The organism is Campylobacter sp. BCW_6463 (assembly GCF_001762785.1).
GTDB lineage: Bacteria > Campylobacterota > Campylobacteria > Campylobacterales > Campylobacteraceae > Campylobacter_D > Campylobacter_D jejuni.
The window spans coordinates 1-20,912 of the sequence record NZ_MJXL01000031.1 but is presented as its reverse complement, the minus strand read 5'-3'; the positions used below and the strand labels follow the sequence as shown (position 1 = coordinate 20,912).

General features: G+C 29.1%; 20 protein-coding genes. 11 read left to right on the top strand and 9 right to left on the bottom strand.

What is annotated here, in order from left to right:
• The 6 genes from AJ884_RS03590 to prfB form a co-directional block, all read right to left on the bottom strand.
• Window positions 1–1,154 (bottom strand): sulfotransferase family 2 domain-containing protein (locus AJ884_RS03590; protein WP_070286463.1); only part of this gene is annotated, 1,154 nt, incomplete at its 3' end.
• Window positions 1,155–1,244: 90 nt separating this feature from the next.
• The gene (cysC, locus tag AJ884_RS03585) at window positions 1,245–1,844 is read right to left on the bottom strand and encodes an adenylyl-sulfate kinase (RefSeq protein ID WP_070286462.1); all 600 of its coding nucleotides are present in this window, start codon (window positions 1,842–1,844) and stop codon (window positions 1,245–1,247) included.
• 9 nt (window positions 1,845–1,853) lie between these two features.
• Window positions 1,854–3,566 carry an SLC13 family permease gene (locus AJ884_RS03580; protein WP_070286461.1) on the bottom strand — a complete coding sequence of 571 codons (1,713 nt, stop codon included), beginning with the start codon at window positions 3,564–3,566 and terminating at the stop codon, window positions 1,854–1,856.
• On the bottom strand, window positions 3,563–4,978 hold the full coding sequence (cysN, locus tag AJ884_RS03575; RefSeq protein ID WP_070286460.1) for a sulfate adenylyltransferase subunit CysN: 1,416 nt from the start codon (window positions 4,976–4,978) through the stop codon (window positions 3,563–3,565). Before cysN ends, AJ884_RS03580 begins: the two co-directional genes overlap by 4 nt.
• Window positions 4,978–5,883 carry a sulfate adenylyltransferase subunit CysD gene (gene cysD, locus AJ884_RS03570; protein ID WP_044779298.1) on the bottom strand — a complete coding sequence of 302 codons (906 nt, stop codon included), beginning with the start codon at window positions 5,881–5,883 and terminating at the stop codon, window positions 4,978–4,980. The genes cysN and cysD overlap by 1 nt, the downstream gene beginning before the upstream one ends.
• Before the next feature lie 13 nt (window positions 5,884–5,896).
• Window positions 5,897–6,994, bottom strand: a complete 1,098-nt coding sequence (gene prfB, locus AJ884_RS03565) for a peptide chain release factor 2 (protein ID WP_002883032.1) — start codon at window positions 6,992–6,994, stop codon at window positions 5,897–5,899.
• 73 nt (window positions 6,995–7,067) lie between these two features.
• On the opposite strand from prfB, the gene rimO reads away from it, so the two are divergent.
• Together rimO and tilS are read left to right on the top strand one after the other, a co-directional pair.
• The gene (gene rimO / locus AJ884_RS03560; protein ID WP_070286459.1) at window positions 7,068–8,387 is read left to right on the top strand and encodes a 30S ribosomal protein S12 methylthiotransferase RimO; all 1,320 of its coding nucleotides are present in this window, start codon (window positions 7,068–7,070) and stop codon (window positions 8,385–8,387) included.
• Window positions 8,377–9,342: a tRNA lysidine(34) synthetase TilS gene (gene tilS, locus AJ884_RS03555; protein ID WP_070286458.1), complete on the top strand. Its 966-nt coding sequence runs from the start codon at window positions 8,377–8,379 to the stop codon at window positions 9,340–9,342. Before rimO ends, tilS begins: the two co-directional genes overlap by 11 nt.
• On the opposite strand, the gene AJ884_RS03550 is transcribed toward tilS, so the two are convergent.
• Genes AJ884_RS03550 through ciaI form a run of 3 tightly spaced genes read right to left on the bottom strand, consistent with a single transcriptional unit; the run spans window position 9,325 to window position 11,329 of the window.
• Window positions 9,325–10,038: an EI24 domain-containing protein gene (locus tag AJ884_RS03550; protein WP_070286457.1), complete on the bottom strand. Its 714-nt coding sequence runs from the start codon at window positions 10,036–10,038 to the stop codon at window positions 9,325–9,327. The two genes, tilS and AJ884_RS03550, sit on opposite strands and share 18 nt — an antisense overlap.
• Window position 10,039: 1 nt before the next feature.
• A complete protein-coding gene (gene dut / locus AJ884_RS03545) occupies window positions 10,040–10,729 on the bottom strand; it encodes a dUTPase (RefSeq protein ID WP_070286456.1) in 690 nt (229 codons plus the stop codon).
• 36 nt (window positions 10,730–10,765) lie between these two features.
• Window positions 10,766–11,329: an intracellular survival protein CiaI gene (gene ciaI / locus AJ884_RS03540; protein WP_070286455.1), complete on the bottom strand. Its 564-nt coding sequence runs from the start codon at window positions 11,327–11,329 to the stop codon at window positions 10,766–10,768.
• Window positions 11,330–11,403: 74 nt separating this feature from the next.
• Here ciaI and AJ884_RS03535 point away from each other — a divergent pair, with 74 nt between their 5' ends.
• The 9 genes from AJ884_RS03535 to AJ884_RS03495 all read left to right on the top strand — a co-directional run.
• Entirely contained in the window at window positions 11,404–11,811 is a 408-nt protein-coding gene (locus AJ884_RS03535) for a hypothetical protein (RefSeq protein ID WP_002818956.1), read from the top strand.
• Between the two features lie 71 nt (window positions 11,812–11,882).
• Complete coding sequence (locus tag AJ884_RS03530) at window positions 11,883–12,665, top strand: ABC transporter permease (RefSeq protein WP_070286454.1); 783 nt, start codon at window positions 11,883–11,885, stop codon at window positions 12,663–12,665.
• Window positions 12,662–13,324: an ABC transporter ATP-binding protein gene (locus AJ884_RS03525; RefSeq protein ID WP_070246284.1), complete on the top strand. Its 663-nt coding sequence runs from the start codon at window positions 12,662–12,664 to the stop codon at window positions 13,322–13,324. The genes AJ884_RS03530 and AJ884_RS03525 overlap by 4 nt, the downstream gene beginning before the upstream one ends.
• Window positions 13,324–14,442 carry a capsule biosynthesis protein gene (locus AJ884_RS03520; protein ID WP_070286453.1) on the top strand — a complete coding sequence of 373 codons (1,119 nt, stop codon included), beginning with the start codon at window positions 13,324–13,326 and terminating at the stop codon, window positions 14,440–14,442. Before AJ884_RS03525 ends, AJ884_RS03520 begins: the two co-directional genes overlap by 1 nt.
• A 1-nt stretch (window position 14,443) precedes the next feature.
• On the top strand, window positions 14,444–16,102 hold the full coding sequence (locus AJ884_RS03515; protein ID WP_070286452.1) for a polysaccharide biosynthesis/export family protein: 1,659 nt from the start codon (window positions 14,444–14,446) through the stop codon (window positions 16,100–16,102).
• A 9-nt stretch (window positions 16,103–16,111) separates the two neighbouring features.
• Window positions 16,112–17,059 (top strand): SIS domain-containing protein, encoded by a 948-nt coding sequence (locus tag AJ884_RS03510; protein WP_070286451.1) that lies wholly within the window; start codon window positions 16,112–16,114, stop codon window positions 17,057–17,059.
• Window positions 17,059–19,182, top strand: coding sequence for a glycosyltransferase (locus tag AJ884_RS03505; protein WP_070286450.1), 2,124 nt, complete (start codon window positions 17,059–17,061; stop codon window positions 19,180–19,182). The genes AJ884_RS03510 and AJ884_RS03505 overlap by 1 nt, the downstream gene beginning before the upstream one ends.
• A gap of 24 nt (window positions 19,183–19,206) precedes the next feature.
• A complete protein-coding gene (locus AJ884_RS03500) occupies window positions 19,207–20,382 on the top strand; it encodes a nucleotide sugar dehydrogenase (protein WP_070286449.1) in 1,176 nt (391 codons plus the stop codon).
• Between the two features lie 20 nt (window positions 20,383–20,402).
• Window positions 20,403–20,912, top strand: a 510-nt coding sequence (locus AJ884_RS03495; protein ID WP_148123913.1) for a glycosyltransferase family 2 protein, incomplete at its 3' end; no start/stop codon positions are given.

The window sequence follows — 20,912 nt, the reverse complement described above, 5'->3', positions numbered from 1 at the left end:
CCACCCCCATACCAATTTTTACTAGCCTTAATAAATTCTTCTCCTAATTTATAAGTAAAACATTCTTTTTCTTTTAAAGCTTCATTATAATCAGGATAAGTTTCTAAAGGTGGTAAAGCTAAATTTGGATTTTTCTTTACTTTAAATTTATAAGCCTTTTGTTCTTGTTTATGTGAAATAACAATGCTTAATATTATAAAAGGTAAAGATAAAAAACCGAATACACTTTTAGAATTTAAAATCAAAGCTTGTCCTAGTTTATAAGAAAGTTGGTTTTGAATTCTTATTTTGGCTTTTCCATAATTATTTTGGAATTTTAGCAGGTTTTGTTTTACAATTAATAATTGATTTTTATTTTCTAAGGTTTCATTTAAATTATGAATTTGATTAGTTTGTTGTAAGATTATATTATTTTGGGAATTTATTTCTTTATTTTTTTTAAATTGTGATAATCTAAGTTTTTCTATTTCTTTATTTTTTGAAAATAATTTTTCTTTGTACATATTTAATAAGAATTGTATATCTGAATTCTTATAAATAGATTCTTTATACTCCAAATCATAATCAAATAATGCAAAATCTTCCTTATAAAGCTCTGCTATTATATTGTATGTTTTTTCATTGTAATAATTTGAGAAAATTTCATGTTTACTGGAATTTGAATGAATTAAATTTCTATCAAAATTTAATTCGTTTTTAACTATTTTAAAATCATTATTTATATTTTCTAATTTACCTATAAAATTAACTAAAATATTTTTATTTTCATCACAGATAAATTTATATTGCGGAGTAAAATGTTGCCAAGATAGAATTTTATCTTTGATATTTTTATTTTTTAAAGCCAAAACAAATTGTTCAAAAGTATCAAAGTTTTTTAAATTTTCATCTGCCCAATTTTTATCATAATCATTTCCACCACCTTTTTTAAGATAATGGAATGCAGAAACCATTCTGTCAAAAGGATTCCTTACAAAAGCAAAGGAAAAATAACTTTCAAATTTGTTTTTATCCTGATTGATATAGTCTAATGCTCTTACATGTCCAACAAGCCATTTGTCTGTTTCAAAAACAACTCGTTCTATACTTGTTCCAGCAACTTTTGGCACATGAATAAAGATGCAACCATATTTATCGTGATAATCTTTAAACAATATTTAACTCCATCAAATAAGAATTTTTAAAATTTTATTATGTAAAAAACTTTTTTACTCAAATATTTTTATTTTTTACATAAAATTTTTTCAAGCATCAATATATCCATTTTCTTTAAGATAGTTTAAGATTATATCTACATTTTCATTAAGTTTGGCTTTGGAATTTTGCAAATGAATTTCAGGATTTTGAGGTTTTTCATAAGGACTGTCTATACCTGTGAAATTTTTTATTTCTCCATTTCTTGCCTTTTTGTAAAGTCCTTTAGGATCTCTTTTTTCACAGAGTTCTAAAGGTGTATCTACAAAAATTTCTATAAATTCATCTTTTTTTACCAAAGATCTTGCTAAAACTCTATCACTTTTAAAGGGTGAGATAAAAGCACTTAGTATAATCAAACCACTGTCAACAAAAAGTTTGCAAAGTTCTGCTATGCGTCTTATATTTTCCACTCTTGAGTTTTCATCAAAACCTAAGTCTTTATTTAAACCCATGCGAATATTATCTCCATCAAGCAAGTACGTATGAAAACCAAGCTCGTGTAATTTCTGTTCTAAAGCATTAGCAATGGTTGATTTTCCACTTGCGCTAAGTCCTGTTAGCCAAAGTACACAAGGTTTTTGATTTTTAAGTTTTGATCTTTGTTCTTTGGTGATATTTGTATTATGCCAAGTAAGATTTTTATCCATAAAAATATCCTAAAAATTAAAGATTAAAGGTATGCCTATGAGAACTATAGCACTATACACGATAGAAACAATGGCACCTATTTTTATAAAATCTGTCATTTTGTAATCACAAAGCGAGCTAACCATTAAATGAGTTTGGTATCCATGTGGTATCATAAACCCAGCACTAGCCCCATAAGCTACAGCAAAGATGAAGGGCAAAGGATTTACTCCCAAGGCTTGAGCTGTGGCAAAACCTATAGGGAAAGCTAAGGCCGCAGCAGCGTTATTGGTAATAAATTCGGTTAAAAGTAGGGTTAAAAGATAAACTCCTATAAAACTTCCATAAACTCCATAATGTCCAAAAAAACCTGTGATAAGTTGAGCTAAATTTTTGGCAAGTCCGCTATCTAAAAGTACTTTAGTAATTGCCAAAGAAGAGCCTACTATGATAAAAATATCAAAAGGAAAACGCCTTTTTATTTCATCAAGCTTGATAAATTTGCAAAGTAGTAAAAAGCCTAAATAAATAAGCAAAGCCTTGGTAAAAGAGATAAAATTTAAAGCCGAAAAAACAATAACACTTAAAAAAGCCATTATGGTCAATAAGCTTTTTCCAGCATCAAGTTTTTCGTTTTGCTTGATATTTGAAAGTAAATAAAAATTTTTAGCCAAATTATCTCTTAGGATAAAATCTTTACCCACAGCTAAAATCATTCTATCTCCAGCTTGCAAAACACTTTCGCCAATTTTTTTGATATGCACATCTCCTCTTTGTAAAGAAATAATAGCTGCGTCAAATTTAGATCTAAAATTAGATTCTTTTACGCTTTTTCCAATTAAATTAGAAGTTGGAGAAATGATTGCATCGATAAATTTACTTTCTTTCAACTCATAACCATCTGCAAGTTTTAAGCCATCAAATTTATTTAGAGTTTCAAGTTGTGAAATATCTCCACTAAATATAAGTGTATCTTTTGCATTTATGATTTCATTATGTGAAACGGGAGTGATGCTTTGATTTTTTCTTTGAATTTCTACTAAAAATAAAAACTCTAAATTTCTAAGTTTATTCTCTTCTATGCTTTTGCCTATTAAAGAGCTATTTTCTAAAACTTTTAAAGCGATTAAATTTTCTTTTATATTTTTATCTTTATTTTCATAATGAGGTAATAATTTACTAAAAATCATCAAAACCAAAATCATTCCTATGCTTAAAGCTGTACCTATATAAAAAAAATCAAACATTTTAAGACTTGGCAGTCCATTTTGTACCACAAAGGAATTGATGATTAAATTTGTAGAAGTTCCCACAAGAGTGATAACACCGCCTACTATGGCAAAATAAGAAAGAGGGATTAAAAGCTTTGAAGGAGCTTGAAATTTATTGTTTTTTACTATACCCATAAAGCTTGCTACTACTGCGGTATTGTTTAAAAAGGCTGAAACCGCACAAGTAATTACACCTAATCTCAAAAGAGAAAGATTATAGTTTTTTCCTATGATAAATTTACTTGCCCATTCTATAATGATAGTTTTTTCAACAGCGATAGAAACTAAAAGTAGCAACATGAGTGAAATTAAAGAATCATTTGTATAAGAACTTATCCAAGTTTTAAAATCAAGATAACCTAAAGCGTAGTAAAATCCTGCCAAACTTCCAAATAAAACAGCAGGCTTTATTTTGTTGCGTATGAGCAATATAAGTAGAATTAAAAGCGTGATACCTACTATGATTTTCATATTTTTCTACACCCCCATTCTGGATAGTTTTTTCTTATAAAAGCGTTAAGTTCTATTTCAGCTTGAGTGTAAATTCTTTGGCTTTGCTGTGAATTTAAAATTTTTATTATCATACCTGCAGCCAAAGTTTCATTGCTATATTTATCGATGATAATAAATGATCCTAAGGTTTTATTATCTTTATACTCTTTAAGTGCTAAATTTTTATCTAGTTTTAAAGTGCAATTTGCAATATCATTAAGTATTAAATTTGAGGTATTTTCTTCTTTAAAAGTATTGATATCTTTTTTATAGTTAATATTTTCAAATTTAACATTGCAAAGATTATGAGCTCTTTTTATAAGATAATTTTCATTAAGATCTAATTGTTTTTGACTCATCCATACAATCATAGCTTCAAAAGTATTGCTCATTTTAAGATCATGGTTGATAGATGCCAAAATATCGCCTCTAGAAATATCGATTTCATCTTCTAAACATAAACTTACAGCCATAGTAACACAAGCTTCATTTTGACTTGGAATGATTTCATTTTCATCTAAAGCTCTTAAATCTTTAATATCACTTGTAATGATACTTTTAATTTTAGATTTTTGCATAGAAGGCAAGGCTATAACTTCATCTTGTAATTTTACATAACCATTTGCTATATTTCCGCAAAAACTACGAAAATTTAAATGTGGGCGATTAACATACTGCACAGGCATGATAAAATCATTTTGAATGATTTTATTTATTTTAATTTCATCTAAAAGTGCAAGTAGAGTTTCGCCTTTATACCAAGATAAATTTCTACTTTTTTGAGTGATATTTTCACCATTTAAAGCACAAATGGGAATAAAATGTGTTTGGATACCTTCTTGCAAATAAGGGATGATTTTTTCATAATCTTTACAAATATCATTGAAGATTTTTTCTTCGTAAGAAACTAGATCCATTTTGTTAATGGCAATGATAAAATTTTTAATACCAAGTAAGCTCACTATATAAGAATGCCTTTTAGTCTGCTTTAAAACCCCTTTTCTTGCATCAATTAAAATAATAGCAATATCTGCTGTACTTGCTCCTGTTGCCATGTTTCTAGTGTATTGTTCATGCCCTGGTGTATCAGCTATAATAAATTTGCGTTTATTACTGGTAAAAAATCTATAAGCCACATCTATGGTAATGCCTTGTTCTCTTTCGCTTGCAAGCCCATCTACTAAAAGTGCAAAATCAAGTTTATCTCCGGCATTCCCCATTTTTTTACTATCTTTTTCTAGAGTGCTTAATTGATCGCTAAAAAGAGCTTTAGTATCATAAAGCAATCTTCCTATAAGAGTGGATTTTCCATCATCAACGCTACCACAAGTGATAAAACGACAAAGTTCTTTATTTTCATGTTCTTTTAGATAATTTTCTACACTTTGCATTAAAAATATCCTTGTTGTTTTTTCTTTTCCATGCTAGCTTCTTCATCACTATCTATAAGTCTTCCCTGTCTTTCACTGGTTGTAGCTAGAAGCAGTTCTTCTATGATATCTAAAACACTTGTGGCATTTGAATTTATGGCTCCGGTTAGAGGATAGCAACCTAAGGTTCTAAATCTTACCATTTCTTCTTTAGCATTTTTTGCTAAATCTTTTGGCATTCTATCATCATCAACTAAAATTTTTGTTCCCATGTATTCAACTATAGGTCTTTTTTTGGCAAGATAAAGACTTGGTATAGGAATATTTTCAAGGTATATATACTGCCAAATATCAAGTTCAGTCCAATTGCTCAGCGGAAAAATTCTTATGGATTCTCCTTTTTTATGGCGTCCATTATATAAATTCCAAAGTTCTGGGCGTTGATTTTTAGGATCCCAAGTGTGATTTTCATCACGGAAGGAATAAATTCTCTCTTTTGCTCGTGATTTTTCCTCATCACGTCTAGCTCCTCCAAAAACAGCATCAAATTCGTATAAATCAAGCATTTGCTTTAAAGCTTGAGTTTTCATGATATCTGTATGCATATTTGAGCCATGTATAAAAGGGGATATATTTATTTCTTTGCCTTTTGGATTAGTATAAACGATAAGTTCCATACCGAGTTCTTTAGCTCTTTTATTACGAAATTCTATCATTTCTTTAAATTTCCAAGTCGTATCTACATGCACTAAAGGCAAAGGAGGAGTGGCTGGATAAAAAGCTTTTTGTAAAAGATGAAGCATCACTGAACTATCTTTACCTATGCTATAAAGCATAGCTGGCTTTTCAAATTCAGATATTACTTCACGCATGATGAAAATAGACTCACTTTCAAGTTGTCTTAGATGGGTAAGATTGAAAGTCATTTTAATCCTTTTATCATTCTGCTTTCAAAGCAATCAAAACGCCTTCTATCATTTTCTTAATATCCCCATCAAGGATATTATCCACTTGAGAAAAAGCTTCTCCACTGCGATTGTCTTTGACTTGCTGATAAGGGAAAAGCACATAAGAGCGGATTTGATGCCCCCAGCCTATCTCGCTTTTTTCTCCAGCATTAGCACTATCTTGTTGTTTCATGAGTTCAAGTTCATAAAGGCGAGATTTTAGCATTTTAAAAGCGGTAGCTTTGTTTTTGTGCTGACTTCTGTCATTTTGGCATTGTACAACTATACCAGTTGGAAAATGTGTGATTCTCACAGCTGATTCTGTTTTATTAACATGTTGTCCGCCTGCACCACTTGCTCTGTAATAATCTATTCTTATGTCTTTTTCTTCGATTTCAATTTCTATATCATCATCAAGTTCAGGGCTTACCATAACACTTGAAAAGCTTGTATGACGGCGTCCTGCACTATCAAAAGGAGAAGTTCTTACCAAACGATGAATGCCATTTTCAGCCTTTAAATAACCATAAGCATTTTCGCCTTTAACCAAAAAGCTCACATCTTTAAGCCCTGCTTCTTCGCCTTCTTGAAAGTCTAGAGTTTCGACTTTAAAACCTTCTCTTTCGCAAAATCTTAAATACATTCTATAAAGTATGCTTGCCCAGTCATTACTTTCCGTTCCGCCCGCACCTGGGTGAATAGAAACAATGGCATTTTTACCATCATTTTCCCCACTTAAAAGCATGGAAATTTCAAGACTTGTGATAGTATCTTCAAGTTTTGGTGCATCATTAAATAAAGCTTCAAGCGTTTCTGTATCGTTTTCGCTATTGGCTAGATCGAAAAGTTCGTTTGCGTCATTTAGTGCATTAAAAGCATTTTCATAGTTTTTAAGTAGATTGGTGATTTTGGTTTTTTCTTTTCCTATGATCCCTGCTTGTTTGACATCACTCCAAAAAGAAGGAGAATTTTCAAGCTCTTCGATTTCTTTAAGCCTTGTTTGGATATTTTCAGGTTTGATGATGGAGGCTATGTTGCCGACTTTGTTTTTTAAAGTTTTTAAAAGTTCGCTAAATTCGTAATTATCCATAAAATTTCTTTGCTATAATTATATTTTTAAAATCAAAAATTATATCAAAAGAAAACTTTAATATAGGAAAAAAATGTCAAAACTTTATCTTATGTCTTTAGGTTGTAATAAAAATTTAGTCGATAGTGAGATCATGCTAGGACGCCTTAGTGCTTATGAGCTTTGCGATGAACCAAGCAAAGCCGATGTTTTGATCGTAAATACCTGTGGTTTTATCGATAGTGCAAAAAAAGAAAGCATTAATGCGATTTTGGATTTGCACGAACAAAGAAAAAAAGATTCTCTTTTGGTGGTTACGGGTTGTTTGATGCAGCGTTACCGCGAAGAACTTATGAAAGAACTTCCTGAGGTTGATCTTTTCACAGGTGTGGGTGATTATGAAAGAATCGATGAAATGATACTTAAAAAAACAAATTTATTTTCCAATTCGACTTATTTGCAGAGTGAAAATTCCAAACGTATTATCACAGGTTCAAATTCCCATGCTTTTATAAAAATCGCCGAAGGTTGTAATCAAAAATGCTCTTTTTGTGCCATCCCAAGTTTTAAAGGCAAGTTAAAATCTCGTGAGATAAGTAGCATTATAGCTGAGCTTAAAGATTTGGTGGCTAGAGGTTATAAGGACTTTTCTTTTATTGCACAAGATACGAGTTCTTATTTGTTTGATAAGGGTGAAAAAGATGGGCTTATACGCTTGATCGATGAGGTAGAAAAAATCAAAGGCATAAGAGCGGCTAGAATTTTATATCTTTATCCTACGAGTGCGAGTGAAGCTTTGATCAAACGCATTATAGCTTCTGAAATTTTTGTAAATTATTTTGATATGCCTTTGCAGCACATAAGTGATAATATGCTTAAAATCATGAAGCGTGGGGCAAATAGCACAAGACTTAAAGAAATGCTAAATTTAATGAAAAGTGCGCCAAATAGTTTTTTACGCACGGGCTTTATCGTAGGACATCCAGGTGAGAGTGAGGCGGATTTTGAAGAGCTTTGTGAATTTGTTAAAGACTTTGGTTTTGATAGGATAAGCGTTTTTGCGTATTCTAAGGAAGAAGATACGGCTGCTTTTGATATGGAGCAAGTGCCTTTTAAAGCGATCAATAAAAGGCTTAAAATCATAGAAAAAATTGTTGATGAAGTGATAGAAAAAAGTTTTGAAAAAGAAGTAGGGCAAAAGCGTTTGGTAGTTTGCACAGGAGAAAGTAGCGAGGGAGAGTTTTTCATCGCAGCTAAAGATCTAAGATGGGATAGAGAGATTGATGGGGAAATTCTTATCAATGAAAGCGAATGTGGAAATTTAGAAATGGGGCAAATTTATGAATGTGAAATTTTACAAAACCTTGATAAAAAGCTCCTTGCTAAGGCTTTAAGAAAAGTAGATGCAAATTAAAGATGAAATTTTAGCCCTTTTAAAAAGGGGTAACAATTTACTCGCTTTTTCTTATGGAAGTGATTCTAGTGCGCTTTTTTATCTTTTAACGCAAGAAAAGATCGACTTTGATCTTGTGATGATAAATTATAAAACTAGAAAAAATAGTGATTTAGAAGAGTTAAAAGCTAAAGAACTTGCTTTGAAATTTCATAAAAAAATTTTTATAAAACACGCTCCTAAATTTCAAAGTAATTTTGAAAAAAAAGCCAGAGATTTTCGCTATGATTTTTTTGAAAAAATTTGTCTTGAGCAAGATTATGATCATCTTATCTTAGCCCATCATTTAAACGATCAGTTTGAATGGTTTTTGATGCAACTTTCACGAGGAGCAGGTTTGGCTGAAATTTTAGGTATGCAAGAGTGTGAAAAACGCCAAAATTATACACTTTTACGCCCTTTGCTCTTTATAAGTAAAGATGAAATTTCATCTTTTTTAAAAGAAAAAAATATTTTTTATTTCCATGATGAAAGTAATGAAAATGAAAAATATTTTAGAAATTATATAAGAAAAAATTTCTCTAATGCCTTTGTGAGTAAATTTCATCAAGGTTTAAAAAGAAGCTTTTCTTATCTTAGTGAAGATAGGAAAAAACTTTATGATTTTGAAAATATCAAAGAAGTTCAAGGACTTTTTATTTGCCCTAAAAATGAAAGCTTGATTGCTAGAGCGGTAAAAATGAAAGGTTTGCTTTTAAGCACAGCACAAAGAAATGAGCTTTTAAAGGGCGATTGTGTTTTAGGTGGTAAAATAGCACTTGTATATAAAAACGAACAAGTCATTGTTTTTGAGTATGAAACTTGTCAAAAATTACCTAAAAATTTTAAAGAAGAGTGTAGAATAGCTAAAATTCCAAAGCTTTTAAGAGCTTATTTATATAATCACAAAATCGATATTTCAAGTCTTAGCTTTTAGTTTTAAAATTCTTTGATAGGCTAAATGTGTGAGAAAAATCACAAAAAACACTTGCAAAAAAAGTCCTAAAAGTGGCACTGATGAGAGTAGATAAAAACAAAGAGTGCTAAATTTAAACTCTAAAGGCGAAAAATTAGAATGAAAATTTTTAAAACTTTCTTTGTCTAAAATCGTGCTTGTAACATCAATCATTAAAAGTTTGTGAAAGAGATAATAAAAAGCAAGATAATATACAAAAATATTGATAAAAGGTAAAAATAAAGCCAAGGTGCAAAGCAATAAAATCCCTATAAATTTTATAAATATTTTAAAAATTTCAAAGATAGTTTTTAGGGTTGAAACTTCGTTTGTATTATCATAATGGTAATGTTTTTGGTTGATTTCTTTAGCGATAAAAGGAGTAAGAAAAGAAGTGATAAAAAGGGCTAAAAAAACCGAAGCAAAAACAACAATAAAACCTGAAAATAAAAAACTTATGATGGTGATTAAAATTTGTACAAAATGAAGGGCATAAAACCACGCCCAAAACGAATCTTCTCCAACGCTAAATAAAGAATTAAAATAATCCAGCAAAGCCGAAAAGCCAAGTACTCCTAAAAAAAGCATCAGTATAAGGCTAAAAATCAAAGGAATTAAGGCAAATTTTAAAAATTTAAGACTTAAAAAATCTTTGATTGCAAGTTTTAAAATATCCAAATTATGCCTTTTTGTAGCATTCTTCTAGTTTTTTATAAATAGTATCAAAATCAAGCTCTTGTTCTAAAATTTTAGCTAAAACTTCATTGTCTTCTTTACCATTCCAAGTTTTTTTATAGCTACCATCTTTATAACCATGGTTTTGTCTAAAGATATTTAAAACATTTTTACCTATGTAGGTTTTATAAAGAATTTCAAGATTAAGCCCACATTTAATAGCTAGGGTAAAATAGGTTGAAAGTAATTCTCCAAGATTAAATCCAAAGCCACTGCATTTATGGATAATAAGCTCTATATCATTTAAAATGCCATAAATATCACCCTCATTAGGGTATTCTTCTTCTTTGCAAAAATCTTGAAACACGCTTACAGCATTAACTTCTGTGGCTATAGCTTTGAAATCTTTATTGTTTTTATCGCGATACTTTTCAAGTAAAAGACTTAAAATAAAATGCCAAATATCGACAATCTCTATACGCACATTTTCCCAATTTGTTGGACTTGAAATATTTTTCCAATGTTTCCATGTAAAAGAGTCTATAAGTTCTGCACATTCCATATAAATACAGCGTCTCCAACTGATCAGTTTTCCTTCTTTGGTGTAGCCATTTTCCCAATTTAAGCCGTTTGTTTCATCGTTGAGTTTTTGTTGGAGTTTGAGCATATTTTCTAAAATTTCGATATTTGTCATTTAAAAACTCCTTGATAATTTTTAATATTATATGATTTAAGCGTAAAGATTTAAACTATCATCTGTCTTATCTTGATTTTCCTTGGCTTTTTCTTGCTGTTTTTCAAGTTGTTTTTTCATTTGTTCTAAAACTTCATCAAGAAGTTTTTTGCTATCTTCAAGCATGGAAGCATTGATATCTTTATCATCTGTTTGATTTTGTTTTAGTAAATCACTGAGTTTATTTGTAAAATTATTCATAATAGCATTTTGATGGTTTTCATCATTCGGTGTTGGTAGAACATTTGCCATTTGCATAGCTGATTCTATAATTTCTTTTGGCTTTAACTCTCCGACTTTAGAATTTGCTAAAAAGTCTTTGATCATAGGTTCAACTTCTTTCATAGCATTTTTAATCTCATCAAGATCATTTTGTGTGAGTTTAGAGCCTTCAAAAGTAAAGCTAAAACCATACTGACGCTTAAGATTAAGAGTTTTACCTTCTTCATTATTTGTATAACTTATGCTTTGATTGTCATACATAGATAAGGCTAAGTGTTTGCCACTTTTTGTTGTATAATCTATCGAAAAACTTTGGTTTTTACTAGCATCAATTTGCATTTCTTCCCCTTATATTTATAGTTTAAATCAAAAATCGGTTATTTTTAAAAATATTTTAGTATAATTTTTATAATATGGATGAAAGAATTTTAGAATTTATAAAAAATGAGCAGCTTTTATCTTGGGCTATGATTGATGAAAAAGGTGTTTATACGGCTAGTGCTTTTTATGCTTTTGATGAAAAGAATTTAGCTTTTATTATCGCTTCTCATGAAGATACTAAGCATATAAGATTAGCCAGTGAAAATTCAAGTATAGCACTTAATATAGCTAAAGAAAATAAAATAGCTTTTTTAAAAGGTGTGCAAGCTAAGGCCGAGTTTAAAATCGCAAACAAGGAACAAATGAAAATTTATTTTTCTAAATTTCCCTTTGCTAAGCTTGATAAAAGTGCAAAAATTTATGCTTTAGAGCTTTTTTGGCTTAAATTTACTAACAATGCTTTAGGACTTAGTAAAAAGCTTGAATTTTGTAAAAAATAAATTTTTATGATTTTATTTAAAAAAATGAGTTATGATTATAGTTTATGTAAATTGTTAGGTATAGAAAATAAATGTTAAATGTAATTCACGCTTTATTTTTTAGAGAGTTAAAAACTAGATTTGGTGCTAATAGGCATTTGGGTTATCTTTGGGTAGTTGGAGAACCAATGTCAATAACACTTGCTATTACAGTAATTGTTACCATTATAAGAGAATATCATCATCAAGTTATGCCTGAGGGAATTTCTATTTTTATGTTTTTGATTTCAGGCATTATGCCTTTTTTTATGTTTAGAAGTATAGTAACCCAACTTATGAATGGTACTCAGGCAAATTTGGCTCTTTTTGCTTATAAACCTGTAAAGCCTATACATGTATTTATTGCTAGAACTTTGCTTGAATTTTGTATTTATTTTGTGATTTTTATCACCGTGCTTTTTTTTGCAGGATGGTTTTTTAGATTTGATGTATTTCCTGTTCATTTACTTGGAGTTTTATTTTGTATTTTTTTACTTATGTGCTCAGCTTTTGCTTTGGGGATTTGTTTTGCTATTATTTGGCATTTTGTAGAGCCTTTAAGAACTTTATTAGCTTATTTTAGTATAGTATTTTATTGGAGTTCTGGGATTATATTTCCTACTTGGCTTATGCCAAGACCTTTACTTGATATATTTTATTATAATCCTTTGCTTCACATAATGGAACTTTTAAGATTTAATTTTTTTGAGAATTATCCTTTGCAAGATGAATATAGTTATTTTTATGCTATATTTTGGATTTTACTTGTTTTATTTATAGGACTTTTTGTCTATTACTATAACAGACAAGCTTTAACGGCAGCAAAAAAAGAATGATAAAGTTAATCAATCTAACAAAATCTTATCCTTTATTTAGTGGTGGGAGGCATTATGTTTTTAAAAATTTTACTTTTGAATTTCCTGAAAATTGTAGTATAGGATTGATGGGGGGTAATGGTGCAGGTAAGTCCACCCTCATGAGACTTTTAAGCGGAGCAGAGCTTCCTGATAGTGGTAAGATAATTACTAATAAAAAATTATCTTGGCCTTTGGGTTTAAATGGAGCTTTTCAAGGTTCTTTAACCGCTAGAGATAATGCTAAATTTGTAGCTAGAGTGTATGGATATAAGGGTAAAGAACTTCAAGAAAAAGTAAAATTCGTAGAAGATTTTGCAGAGCTTGGGAAATTTTTTGATGAGCCTATGAAGACTTATTCTTCGGGAATGAGTGCTAGGATAGCTTTTGGACTTAGTATGGCCTTTGATTTTGATTATTATTTAATTGATGAAGCAGGAGCTGTTGGAGATCCTGCTTTTAGGGAAAAAAGTGTGAAATTATATAGAGAAAGATTAAGCAAATCAAAAGTGATTATGGTATCTCATAATGTAGCTGAAATTAAAGAATGGTGTGATAAAATAATTTATATGAAAAATGGACAAATTACGGTTTATGATGATGTAGATGAAGGAATAGCTGTATATCAAGGAAAAGTTTAATGGAAGAAAATAAAACTTTATTAGAAAAAATCAAAGATTTAAGTATATTTGATTCTTTTAAAATTGTTTGGTTTATAATGATTTTTGTTGTGATTTATTATACATTGATTGCAGCACCAAGATATGTAAGCACGATGATTTTAGATGTTAGGTCAACAAGTGGAGAAAGTACTCAAACAAGTGGAATCTTGTCTTTGCTTAGTAGTACTTCTACAGCAAGTGAAGATTTAAATTATCTAAAAGGTTATATAGAATCAAGCGATATGTTAAAGATTTTGGATGAAAAAATCAAACTTAAAAATCTTTATCAAGAACAACATATAGATTTGCCTTTTAAAATTTGGGATTCAAGTTCCAAAGAGTCTTATTTGAAATATTATCAAAATCGTGTAAAACTTTATATGGATGAAACTACTAAGCTTTTGCAGGTAGAAGTAGAGGGTTTTACACCTAAATCAGCTCATTTGATTGCTCAAACTATTATGCAAGAAAGCGAAAAGTTTATCAACGAAATCTCTCATAAAGCAGCTAGAGAGCAAATGGCTTTTGCTGAAAATGAAGTACAAAAATACAAAGAACGATATCAAAAAGCACAAAATGATTTGATTGCTTTTCAAAATAAATATGGAGTTTTTGACCCTTTAAAGCAAGCTGAAACTAAAGCAAGTTTGGTTGCACAAATTGAGGCTAATCTAGCTCAAAAAGAAGCTAAACTTTTAACTTTACAAAACTATATGAATGATGCAGCACCTGAAGTAGTAGCACTTAAAGCAGAAATTGAAGCGATTAAAAAACAACTTTTAAGGGAAAAATCTAAAATTTCAGCTAACAATTCTTCTCAAAAGCTTAATGATTTGGCTGCTAAATTTCAAGATTTAACTATAGAAGCTACTTTTGCGCAAAAAGCTTATGAAGCAGCTTTAAAAGCTTATGAAAGTGCTAGAATAGAAGCATTAAGAAAAATAAAACAACTTGTCATCATCCAAAGTCCAGATATTCCAGAAAGCGCAAAATATCCTGAAAGAATTTATGATATTTTAACAGCATTTATTGTATTATCTTTGATTTTTGGGATTATTAAATTTATTAAAATGATAATAGAGGAGCATAAGTATTAAAATGAAAAAAATATTAATTTTATTTTTTAGTTGTATTTTATGTTTTGGAGCCGTGGATGTTTCACAAATCATTTCAGCGGAAGATCAAGGTTCTACTACAACTAGTATAGATCAAAATTTAAGCTCAAATTATGATATAGCAAACAAAGAAAATAATCTTACAAAAATTCATCAAATTTTAGTATTCGGCGCTCATCTTTTTAATGGAAATTTTAAAAATTACAATCAAAGAGTTTATAACCCAGATTATAAGATCGCAGTCGGTGATCAAATCAGTCTTAAAATTTGGGGAGCTGTTGAGTTTTCGCAAGTTTTAGTGGTGGATTCTCAAGGAAATATTTTTATCCCTAAAGTAGGAGCTGTAAATTTACTAGGTGTGAAAAATAGTGCCCTTGTAAGTGTTATAAAAGCACGTGTTAATAAAATCTATAAAAGCAATGTTTTTGTTTATGCAGATATGAATGCTTATCAAAATGTCAGTGTTTTTGTAACAGGAAGCGTTAATGCTCCAGGACTTTACCAAGGACTTAGTTCGGATTCGGTGATCCAGTATCTTGATAAAGCAGGGGGTATAAATTTAGAATATGGAAGTTTTAGAGATATTCAAATTTTGCGCAATAACAGCGTGATAAAAAATATCGATTTATATGATTTTTTACTAAAGGGGCAAATGGATCTTTTTCCTTTTAGAAGTGGAGATGTTATTTTGGTAGGAAATGTTCAAAATTACGCTTTTGTTAATGGTGATGTGCAAAGACCTTTTCGTTTTGAACTTTCAAATGATATTAAAACTTTAGCTGACTTAGCTAGAGTATCAGGTGCTAAACCTATCGTGACTAATGCTATCGTAAAAAGTTATGGTGAAGATCATAAACTTGATGTCAGTGCTTATAATAAAATGCAATTTTCAAAAGTTTTACTTAGAACAGGAGATGAGGTAGAATTTCATCCTGAGTATGTTTCTGAAAATATAACTATAAGTGTAAATGGCGAGCATAATGGTTTAAAAACTTTAGTTGTAGGTAAAGGAACGACTTTGGAAGATATTTCTAAACTAATCAAGGCTAATCCACAATCAAACATGCAAGCTTTGCAAGTATTTAGAAAAAGTGTAGCTAGAACTCAAAAAGAGCTTATCAATGCTCAGCTTAAAGAGCTTGAAACTCTAGCTTTAACTAGCAGTTCTGTTACAGCTCAAGGCGCAGCTATAAGAGCTCAACAAGCAAAAACGATTTTAGAATTTATCCAAAGAGCTAAGCAAGTAGAGCCCAAGGGCCAAATTGTCATCGATAATCCAAAGTCTTATAATTCGGTTATTTTAGAAGATGGTGATACTATCAATGTACCAAGTAAGAATAATCTTGTCATAGTTCAAGGCGAGGTTTCTTTACCTGGGGCTTTTGTGTATGATAAGGGAAAAGATTTAAGATATTATATCAATCTTGCAGGAGGTTATGGAGAAAGAGCGGATACTTCAAAAGTTTTGGTAATACGAAGCAATGGAAAAGCTGAAAAATATCATAGTGGTATATATATGAAACCAGGCGATTCTGTGTTGGTATTGCCAAAAGTGGATAGTGAGAATTTACAAATTTTTTCAATGTTAACTCAAATTCTTTATCAGATTGCTATCGCAACTAATGTTGTGCTTAATCTTTAAGGTTTAAAAATGAATACTCTTGAAATAGCCAAAGAAGTTTTTGAAAAAGAAGCGCAAGCTATTTTGGATTTGGCTAAAAATTTAGATGAAAATTTTAATCAAGCTGCGAATTTGATGTTAAATACCAAAGGGCGTTGCATAGTCAGTGGAATGGGTAAATCAGGCCATATAGGTGCTAAGATAGCAGCTACTTTAGCAAGCACAGGAACACCAAGCTTTTTCATCCATCCAGGAGAGGCTTTGCATGGAGATCTTGGAATGTTAACTTCCGAAGATGTTTTAATTGCTATTTCAAATTCAGGAGAAACTGAAGAAATTTTAAAAATCATTCCAGCTATAAAAAAGCGTAAAATTCCACTTATAGTAATGTGCGGTAAAAAAAATTCCACCCTTGTAAAGCAAGGTGATATATTTTTAAATATAGCTGTGGAAAAGGAAGCTTGTCCTTTGCAGCTTGCTCCTATGTCTTCGACAACGGCAACTTTGGTTATGGGGGATGCTTTAGCTGCTGCTTTGATGAAGGTAAGAAATTTTAAGCCTGATGATTTTGCTCTTTTTCATCCAGGGGGAAGTTTGGGGCGTAAGCTTTTAACCAAGGTAAAAGATCTTATGGTTTCAAGCAATCTTCCTATAGTGCATCCTGATACTGAATTTAACGATCTTGTTGACGTGATGACTAGTGGAAAACTAGGGCTTTGTGTGGTACTTGAAAATGAAAAATTGGTTGGCATTATCACTGATGGGGATTTGCGTCGTGCTTTAAAAGCAAGTGATAAACCAAGGTTTGATTTTAAGGCCAAAGAAATTATGAGTACAAATCCTAAAGTAGTTGATGCTGATGCTATGGCAAGTGAAGCAGAAGAGATCATGTTAAAACATAAAATCAAAGAAATTATAGTAGGAAAAGAAGAAAAAGTTGTAGGTATTATCCAGCTTTATGCCATAGGAAATGTTTAATGCCTCTTTTATCTGTTATTATTCCTTTTGGATTAAGTAAAGAACGTCATTACATAGAAGAAAGAGTTCTTCAAAAAGCTAAATTTTTTCAAAGCGATGAGAATATAGAGTTTATTTTCGTTGAAGGATATTCATCTTTGAAAAACAATTTAAAACAAATCATAGAAAATAGTGGTCATATTTATTTAAAAGATAAAGACCAAAAAGATTATTTTTCCCAGGGAAAATGTAGAAATTTGGGCGCTGTTTATGCAAATTCTAAAGTTATAATGTTTTTAGATGTTGATTGTTATATTAGTTTATTATCCTTAGAAAAAATTTTAAATCTTATTAAAGTTAAAAATATTGCTCAAAATATCAATGAATTATTGGTTTTACCTGTAGTGTATTTAAGTCAAAGTGGTAGTGAGAAAATTTATAAAGAGGATAAATACTTATGGGATGAAATTATCAAACATGATTTAATCACCGGAAAAAGAAAATTGATTAAATATTTTTCTCTTATTTCAAGTTCTATTATCGTAAATAGATATAAATTCTTAGTATTAGGGGGTAATAATCATAATTTTATAGGCCATAGTTATGAGGATCATGATTTTTTTGCAAGATTGCTTTTTTGTACAACAAATTTTTCAAACACTCCAAAAGCATTATGTTATGATGAGGGAACTTGGAATATAAGAAAATTTAAAGGTTTTAGAGCTTGGTTCTCTTTGCTTGGGTATGAAATGAGTTTTCATGGAATTTATATGTATCATTTTTATCATGAAGAGCCTAATCAAAATAATTATATGTCTTATAGGTATAAAAATCATAAAATATTTTATAAGAATTTGGCCAATTTAAAAAATTATCAAATTAAACCATTGCTTGATAAAGATGCTTTAAAAAATAATATTTTATTACTTTGTTCTAGAGAAAAATTGATATTAAATTCTTTGCATGGTGTTCTTGTATATATAGGTAATATAATAAGTAAAAACGAAAAGTATTTTTTTGAAGATGAAAAATTTAATCAAGATAAATTGCTAGATTTTTTAAAACAAAATAATATAAATAAGATTTTGTTTCCAAATCCTTATGGAAATGAAAAAAGATTAAAAATATATAAATTTGCAAAATCAGAAAATATTGATTTTGTATGTTTTGACAGAGGAGCATTGCCTGATAGTTGGTTTTTTGATACCAATGGTTTTAATTATGATTCAAATTTATATAATGAAGAAAATTGGAATAAAGTTTTAAGTAAATCTCAAATTTTAGAATGTAAAGAATATATCAATAGTATTATAAATGGAAATAATTTTTTAGAAAAGCAAGGAAAAAGAAATTTTAACTATTTGAAAGATAAATTTTTTGTTAACGATAAAAAGATAGTTTTTGTTCCGTTGCAAGTTGAAAGCGATACTGTTGTAAAATATTTTACATATAAACCTTTTGATTGGAGTGGTTTTTTAGATATAATAAATGATACGGCTTTTAAATTAAGACAAACTCATATTTTTTTAGTGAAAAAGCATCCTCTCAGCTTAAAAATAGCGAAATCTAAGTATAAGAATTTAAATTTTATTTCAAATAAGACAAATATTATTGATGCAATTAGTTTTTGTGATGTGGTGGTTACGTTGAATTCGGGTGTTGGGCTTTATGCTATGATAATGAATAAGCCTTGTATAAATTGTGCTAATGCATTTTATAACTTTCAAGGTTTAAATTTTCAAGCTTATAATAGTGATGAACTTTTGAGATTTTTGGTTTCAGATTTGAAAATTGATTATAATAAAGTTTTAAAATTTATATGGTACCTAAAAAATAATTTTTATAGTTTTGGAAAATCTTATTATAAAAAAAGTTTTAACAATGGTAGATTCTATAATAAAGTTTATAAAATAGATTTTTATAAAATAGTTGTAGAAAATCAATGTTTTTTAGATGTTAAAAATATTGATAAAGTTTCATATAATTTTCAATCTTTAATTTACACCCCTTATAAGTTTGAGTTATATAACAAAAATATTTTTATAAAATTTTTTGATCTATTGATTCCTGATTGGGTTAAATCTAAAATATCTCATTTTAGATTTTATAGAATATTAAAGAAAATATTATATACTAAAAAATAATTTTTTATTCAGGATATTATAAGTATGAATATAACTGTTGTTGGTATAGGGTATGTTGGACTCGCAAATGCTTTATTGCTATCTGAAAAACACCGGGTTGTTGTTACAGATATTGATAAAAATAAAGTTGATTTAGTAAATTCTAAACAATCACCCATAAAAGATAAATTAATAGAAGAATATTTTAAGAAAGAAAGTATAAATCTTATTGCAACTTTAAATAAGAAATATGCTTTTGAAAATGCAGAGTATATTATTATAGCAACACCGACTAATTATGATTCAAAAAATGACTATTTCGATACTTCTAGTATTGAAAGTGTTGTTAGTGAAATTTTGCAATATAATACCTCAGCTATTATTATTGTAAAAAGTACTATTCCAATTGGTTATATTGATAATTTAAAATATAAATTTCATACAAATAATATAATTTTTTCTCCTGAATTTTTAAGAGAAGGTAGTGCATTGTATGATAGTTTATATCCTAGCAGAATTGTTATAGGTGAAAAAAGTGCTAGAGCTGAAGCAGTAGCTCGATTATTTACAGATTCTTGTTTGAAAAATGATGTAAAAGTATTATTTACAGGATCTCAAGAAGCTGAAAGTATTAAACTTTTTGCTAATACATATTTAGCAATGAGAATTGGATTTTTTAATGAATTGGATACATACGCTAGGGTTAACAAATTGGATACCGAAGAAATTATTAGCGGAGTAAGTGCTGATCTGAGAATTGGTGATTATTATAATAATCCAAGTTTTGGGTATGGGGGATATTGTTTACCAAAAGATACTAAGCAACTTTTAGCTAATTTTTTAAAAAGTTCAACACCTAATATCCTAATAGAATCTATTGTTAAAACTAATGAAATAAGAAAAAAATATATTGCGGATTTAATCCTCTCAAAATCTAAAAAAACAATAGGGATATATAGGTTGTTAATGAAAAAAGATTCAGATAATTTTAGAAATTCTGTTGTATTGGATTTGATCGATTATTTAAAAGAATATAATAAAAATATAATCATTTATGAGCCATTTTTAGATACAGCCTCTTTTGGTACATGTTTTGTTGAAAAAAAATTATCTATATTTATACAAAATTCTGATTTAATAGTTGCAAATCGAGTTGATGATAATATATTGCAATATAAATATAAAGTTTTTACAACAGATATTTTCAAAAGTGATGTGTAATTAAGATTAAGGAAAAAACAATGAAAACCGTAGGCGTAGTTATCCCAATCTATAATGTAGAAAAATATTTAAGAGAATGTTTAGATAGTGTTGTTAATCAAACTTATAAAAATTTACAAGTTGTACTTGTAAATGATGGTAGCACAGATGAAAACTCACTCAATATAGCCAAAGAATATACTTTAAAAGATGAAAGATTTATACTTTTTGATAAGGAAAATGGGGGTTTATCTTCAGCTCGTAATGTAGGCATAGAATTCTTTAGTAAAGAATATGATTTTAAAAACATTACCCAAGAATTAAAAGAAAACTCCTTAGTAGATTTTAAACTAGACAATAAAGATAATCCTTATAATATTTATAAAATATATAAAAGTTCAAATTTCTTTAAAAATAAAGATGAACTTTTAAATTTTAAAGCTCCTGATATTGATTATATTATCTTTTTAGATTCTGATGATTATTGGGAATTAAATTGTATAGAAGAATGTGTTCCTAGAATGGATGGTGTTGAAGTGGTTTGGTTTGAT

Excerpts from the sequence above, each read along its gene's own strand:
- cysN (WP_070286460.1), bottom strand. The coding sequence starts at position 4,978 with ATGCAAAGTGTAGAAAATTATCTAAAAGAACATGAAAATAAAGAACTT.
- prfB (WP_002883032.1), bottom strand. The coding sequence starts at position 6,994 with ATGGATAATTACGAATTTAGCGAACTTTTAAAAACTTTAAAAAACAAA.
- AJ884_RS03530 (WP_070286454.1), top strand. The coding sequence starts at position 11,883 with ATGTTAAATGTAATTCACGCTTTATTTTTTAGAGAGTTAAAAACTAGA.
- AJ884_RS03510 (WP_070286451.1), top strand. The coding sequence starts at position 16,112 with ATGAATACTCTTGAAATAGCCAAAGAAGTTTTTGAAAAAGAAGCGCAA.
- rimO (WP_070286459.1), top strand. The coding sequence starts at position 7,068 with ATGTCAAAACTTTATCTTATGTCTTTAGGTTGTAATAAAAATTTAGTC.
- cysC (WP_070286462.1), bottom strand. The coding sequence starts at position 1,844 with ATGGATAAAAATCTTACTTGGCATAATACAAATATCACCAAAGAACAA.
- tilS (WP_070286458.1), top strand. The coding sequence starts at position 8,377 with ATGCAAATTAAAGATGAAATTTTAGCCCTTTTAAAAAGGGGTAACAAT.
- AJ884_RS03520 (WP_070286453.1), top strand. The coding sequence starts at position 13,324 with ATGGAAGAAAATAAAACTTTATTAGAAAAAATCAAAGATTTAAGTATA.
- AJ884_RS03515 (WP_070286452.1), top strand. The coding sequence starts at position 14,444 with ATGAAAAAAATATTAATTTTATTTTTTAGTTGTATTTTATGTTTTGGA.
- AJ884_RS03535 (WP_002818956.1), top strand. The coding sequence starts at position 11,404 with ATGGATGAAAGAATTTTAGAATTTATAAAAAATGAGCAGCTTTTATCT.
- AJ884_RS03525 (WP_070246284.1), top strand. The coding sequence starts at position 12,662 with ATGATAAAGTTAATCAATCTAACAAAATCTTATCCTTTATTTAGTGGT.
- ciaI (WP_070286455.1), bottom strand. The coding sequence starts at position 11,329 with ATGCAAATTGATGCTAGTAAAAACCAAAGTTTTTCGATAGATTATACA.
- AJ884_RS03500 (WP_070286449.1), top strand. The coding sequence starts at position 19,207 with ATGAATATAACTGTTGTTGGTATAGGGTATGTTGGACTCGCAAATGCT.
- cysD (WP_044779298.1), bottom strand. The coding sequence starts at position 5,883 with ATGACTTTCAATCTTACCCATCTAAGACAACTTGAAAGTGAGTCTATT.
- dut (WP_070286456.1), bottom strand. The coding sequence starts at position 10,729 with ATGACAAATATCGAAATTTTAGAAAATATGCTCAAACTCCAACAAAAA.
- AJ884_RS03580 (WP_070286461.1), bottom strand. The coding sequence starts at position 3,566 with ATGAAAATCATAGTAGGTATCACGCTTTTAATTCTACTTATATTGCTC.
- AJ884_RS03505 (WP_070286450.1), top strand. The coding sequence starts at position 17,059 with ATGCCTCTTTTATCTGTTATTATTCCTTTTGGATTAAGTAAAGAACGT.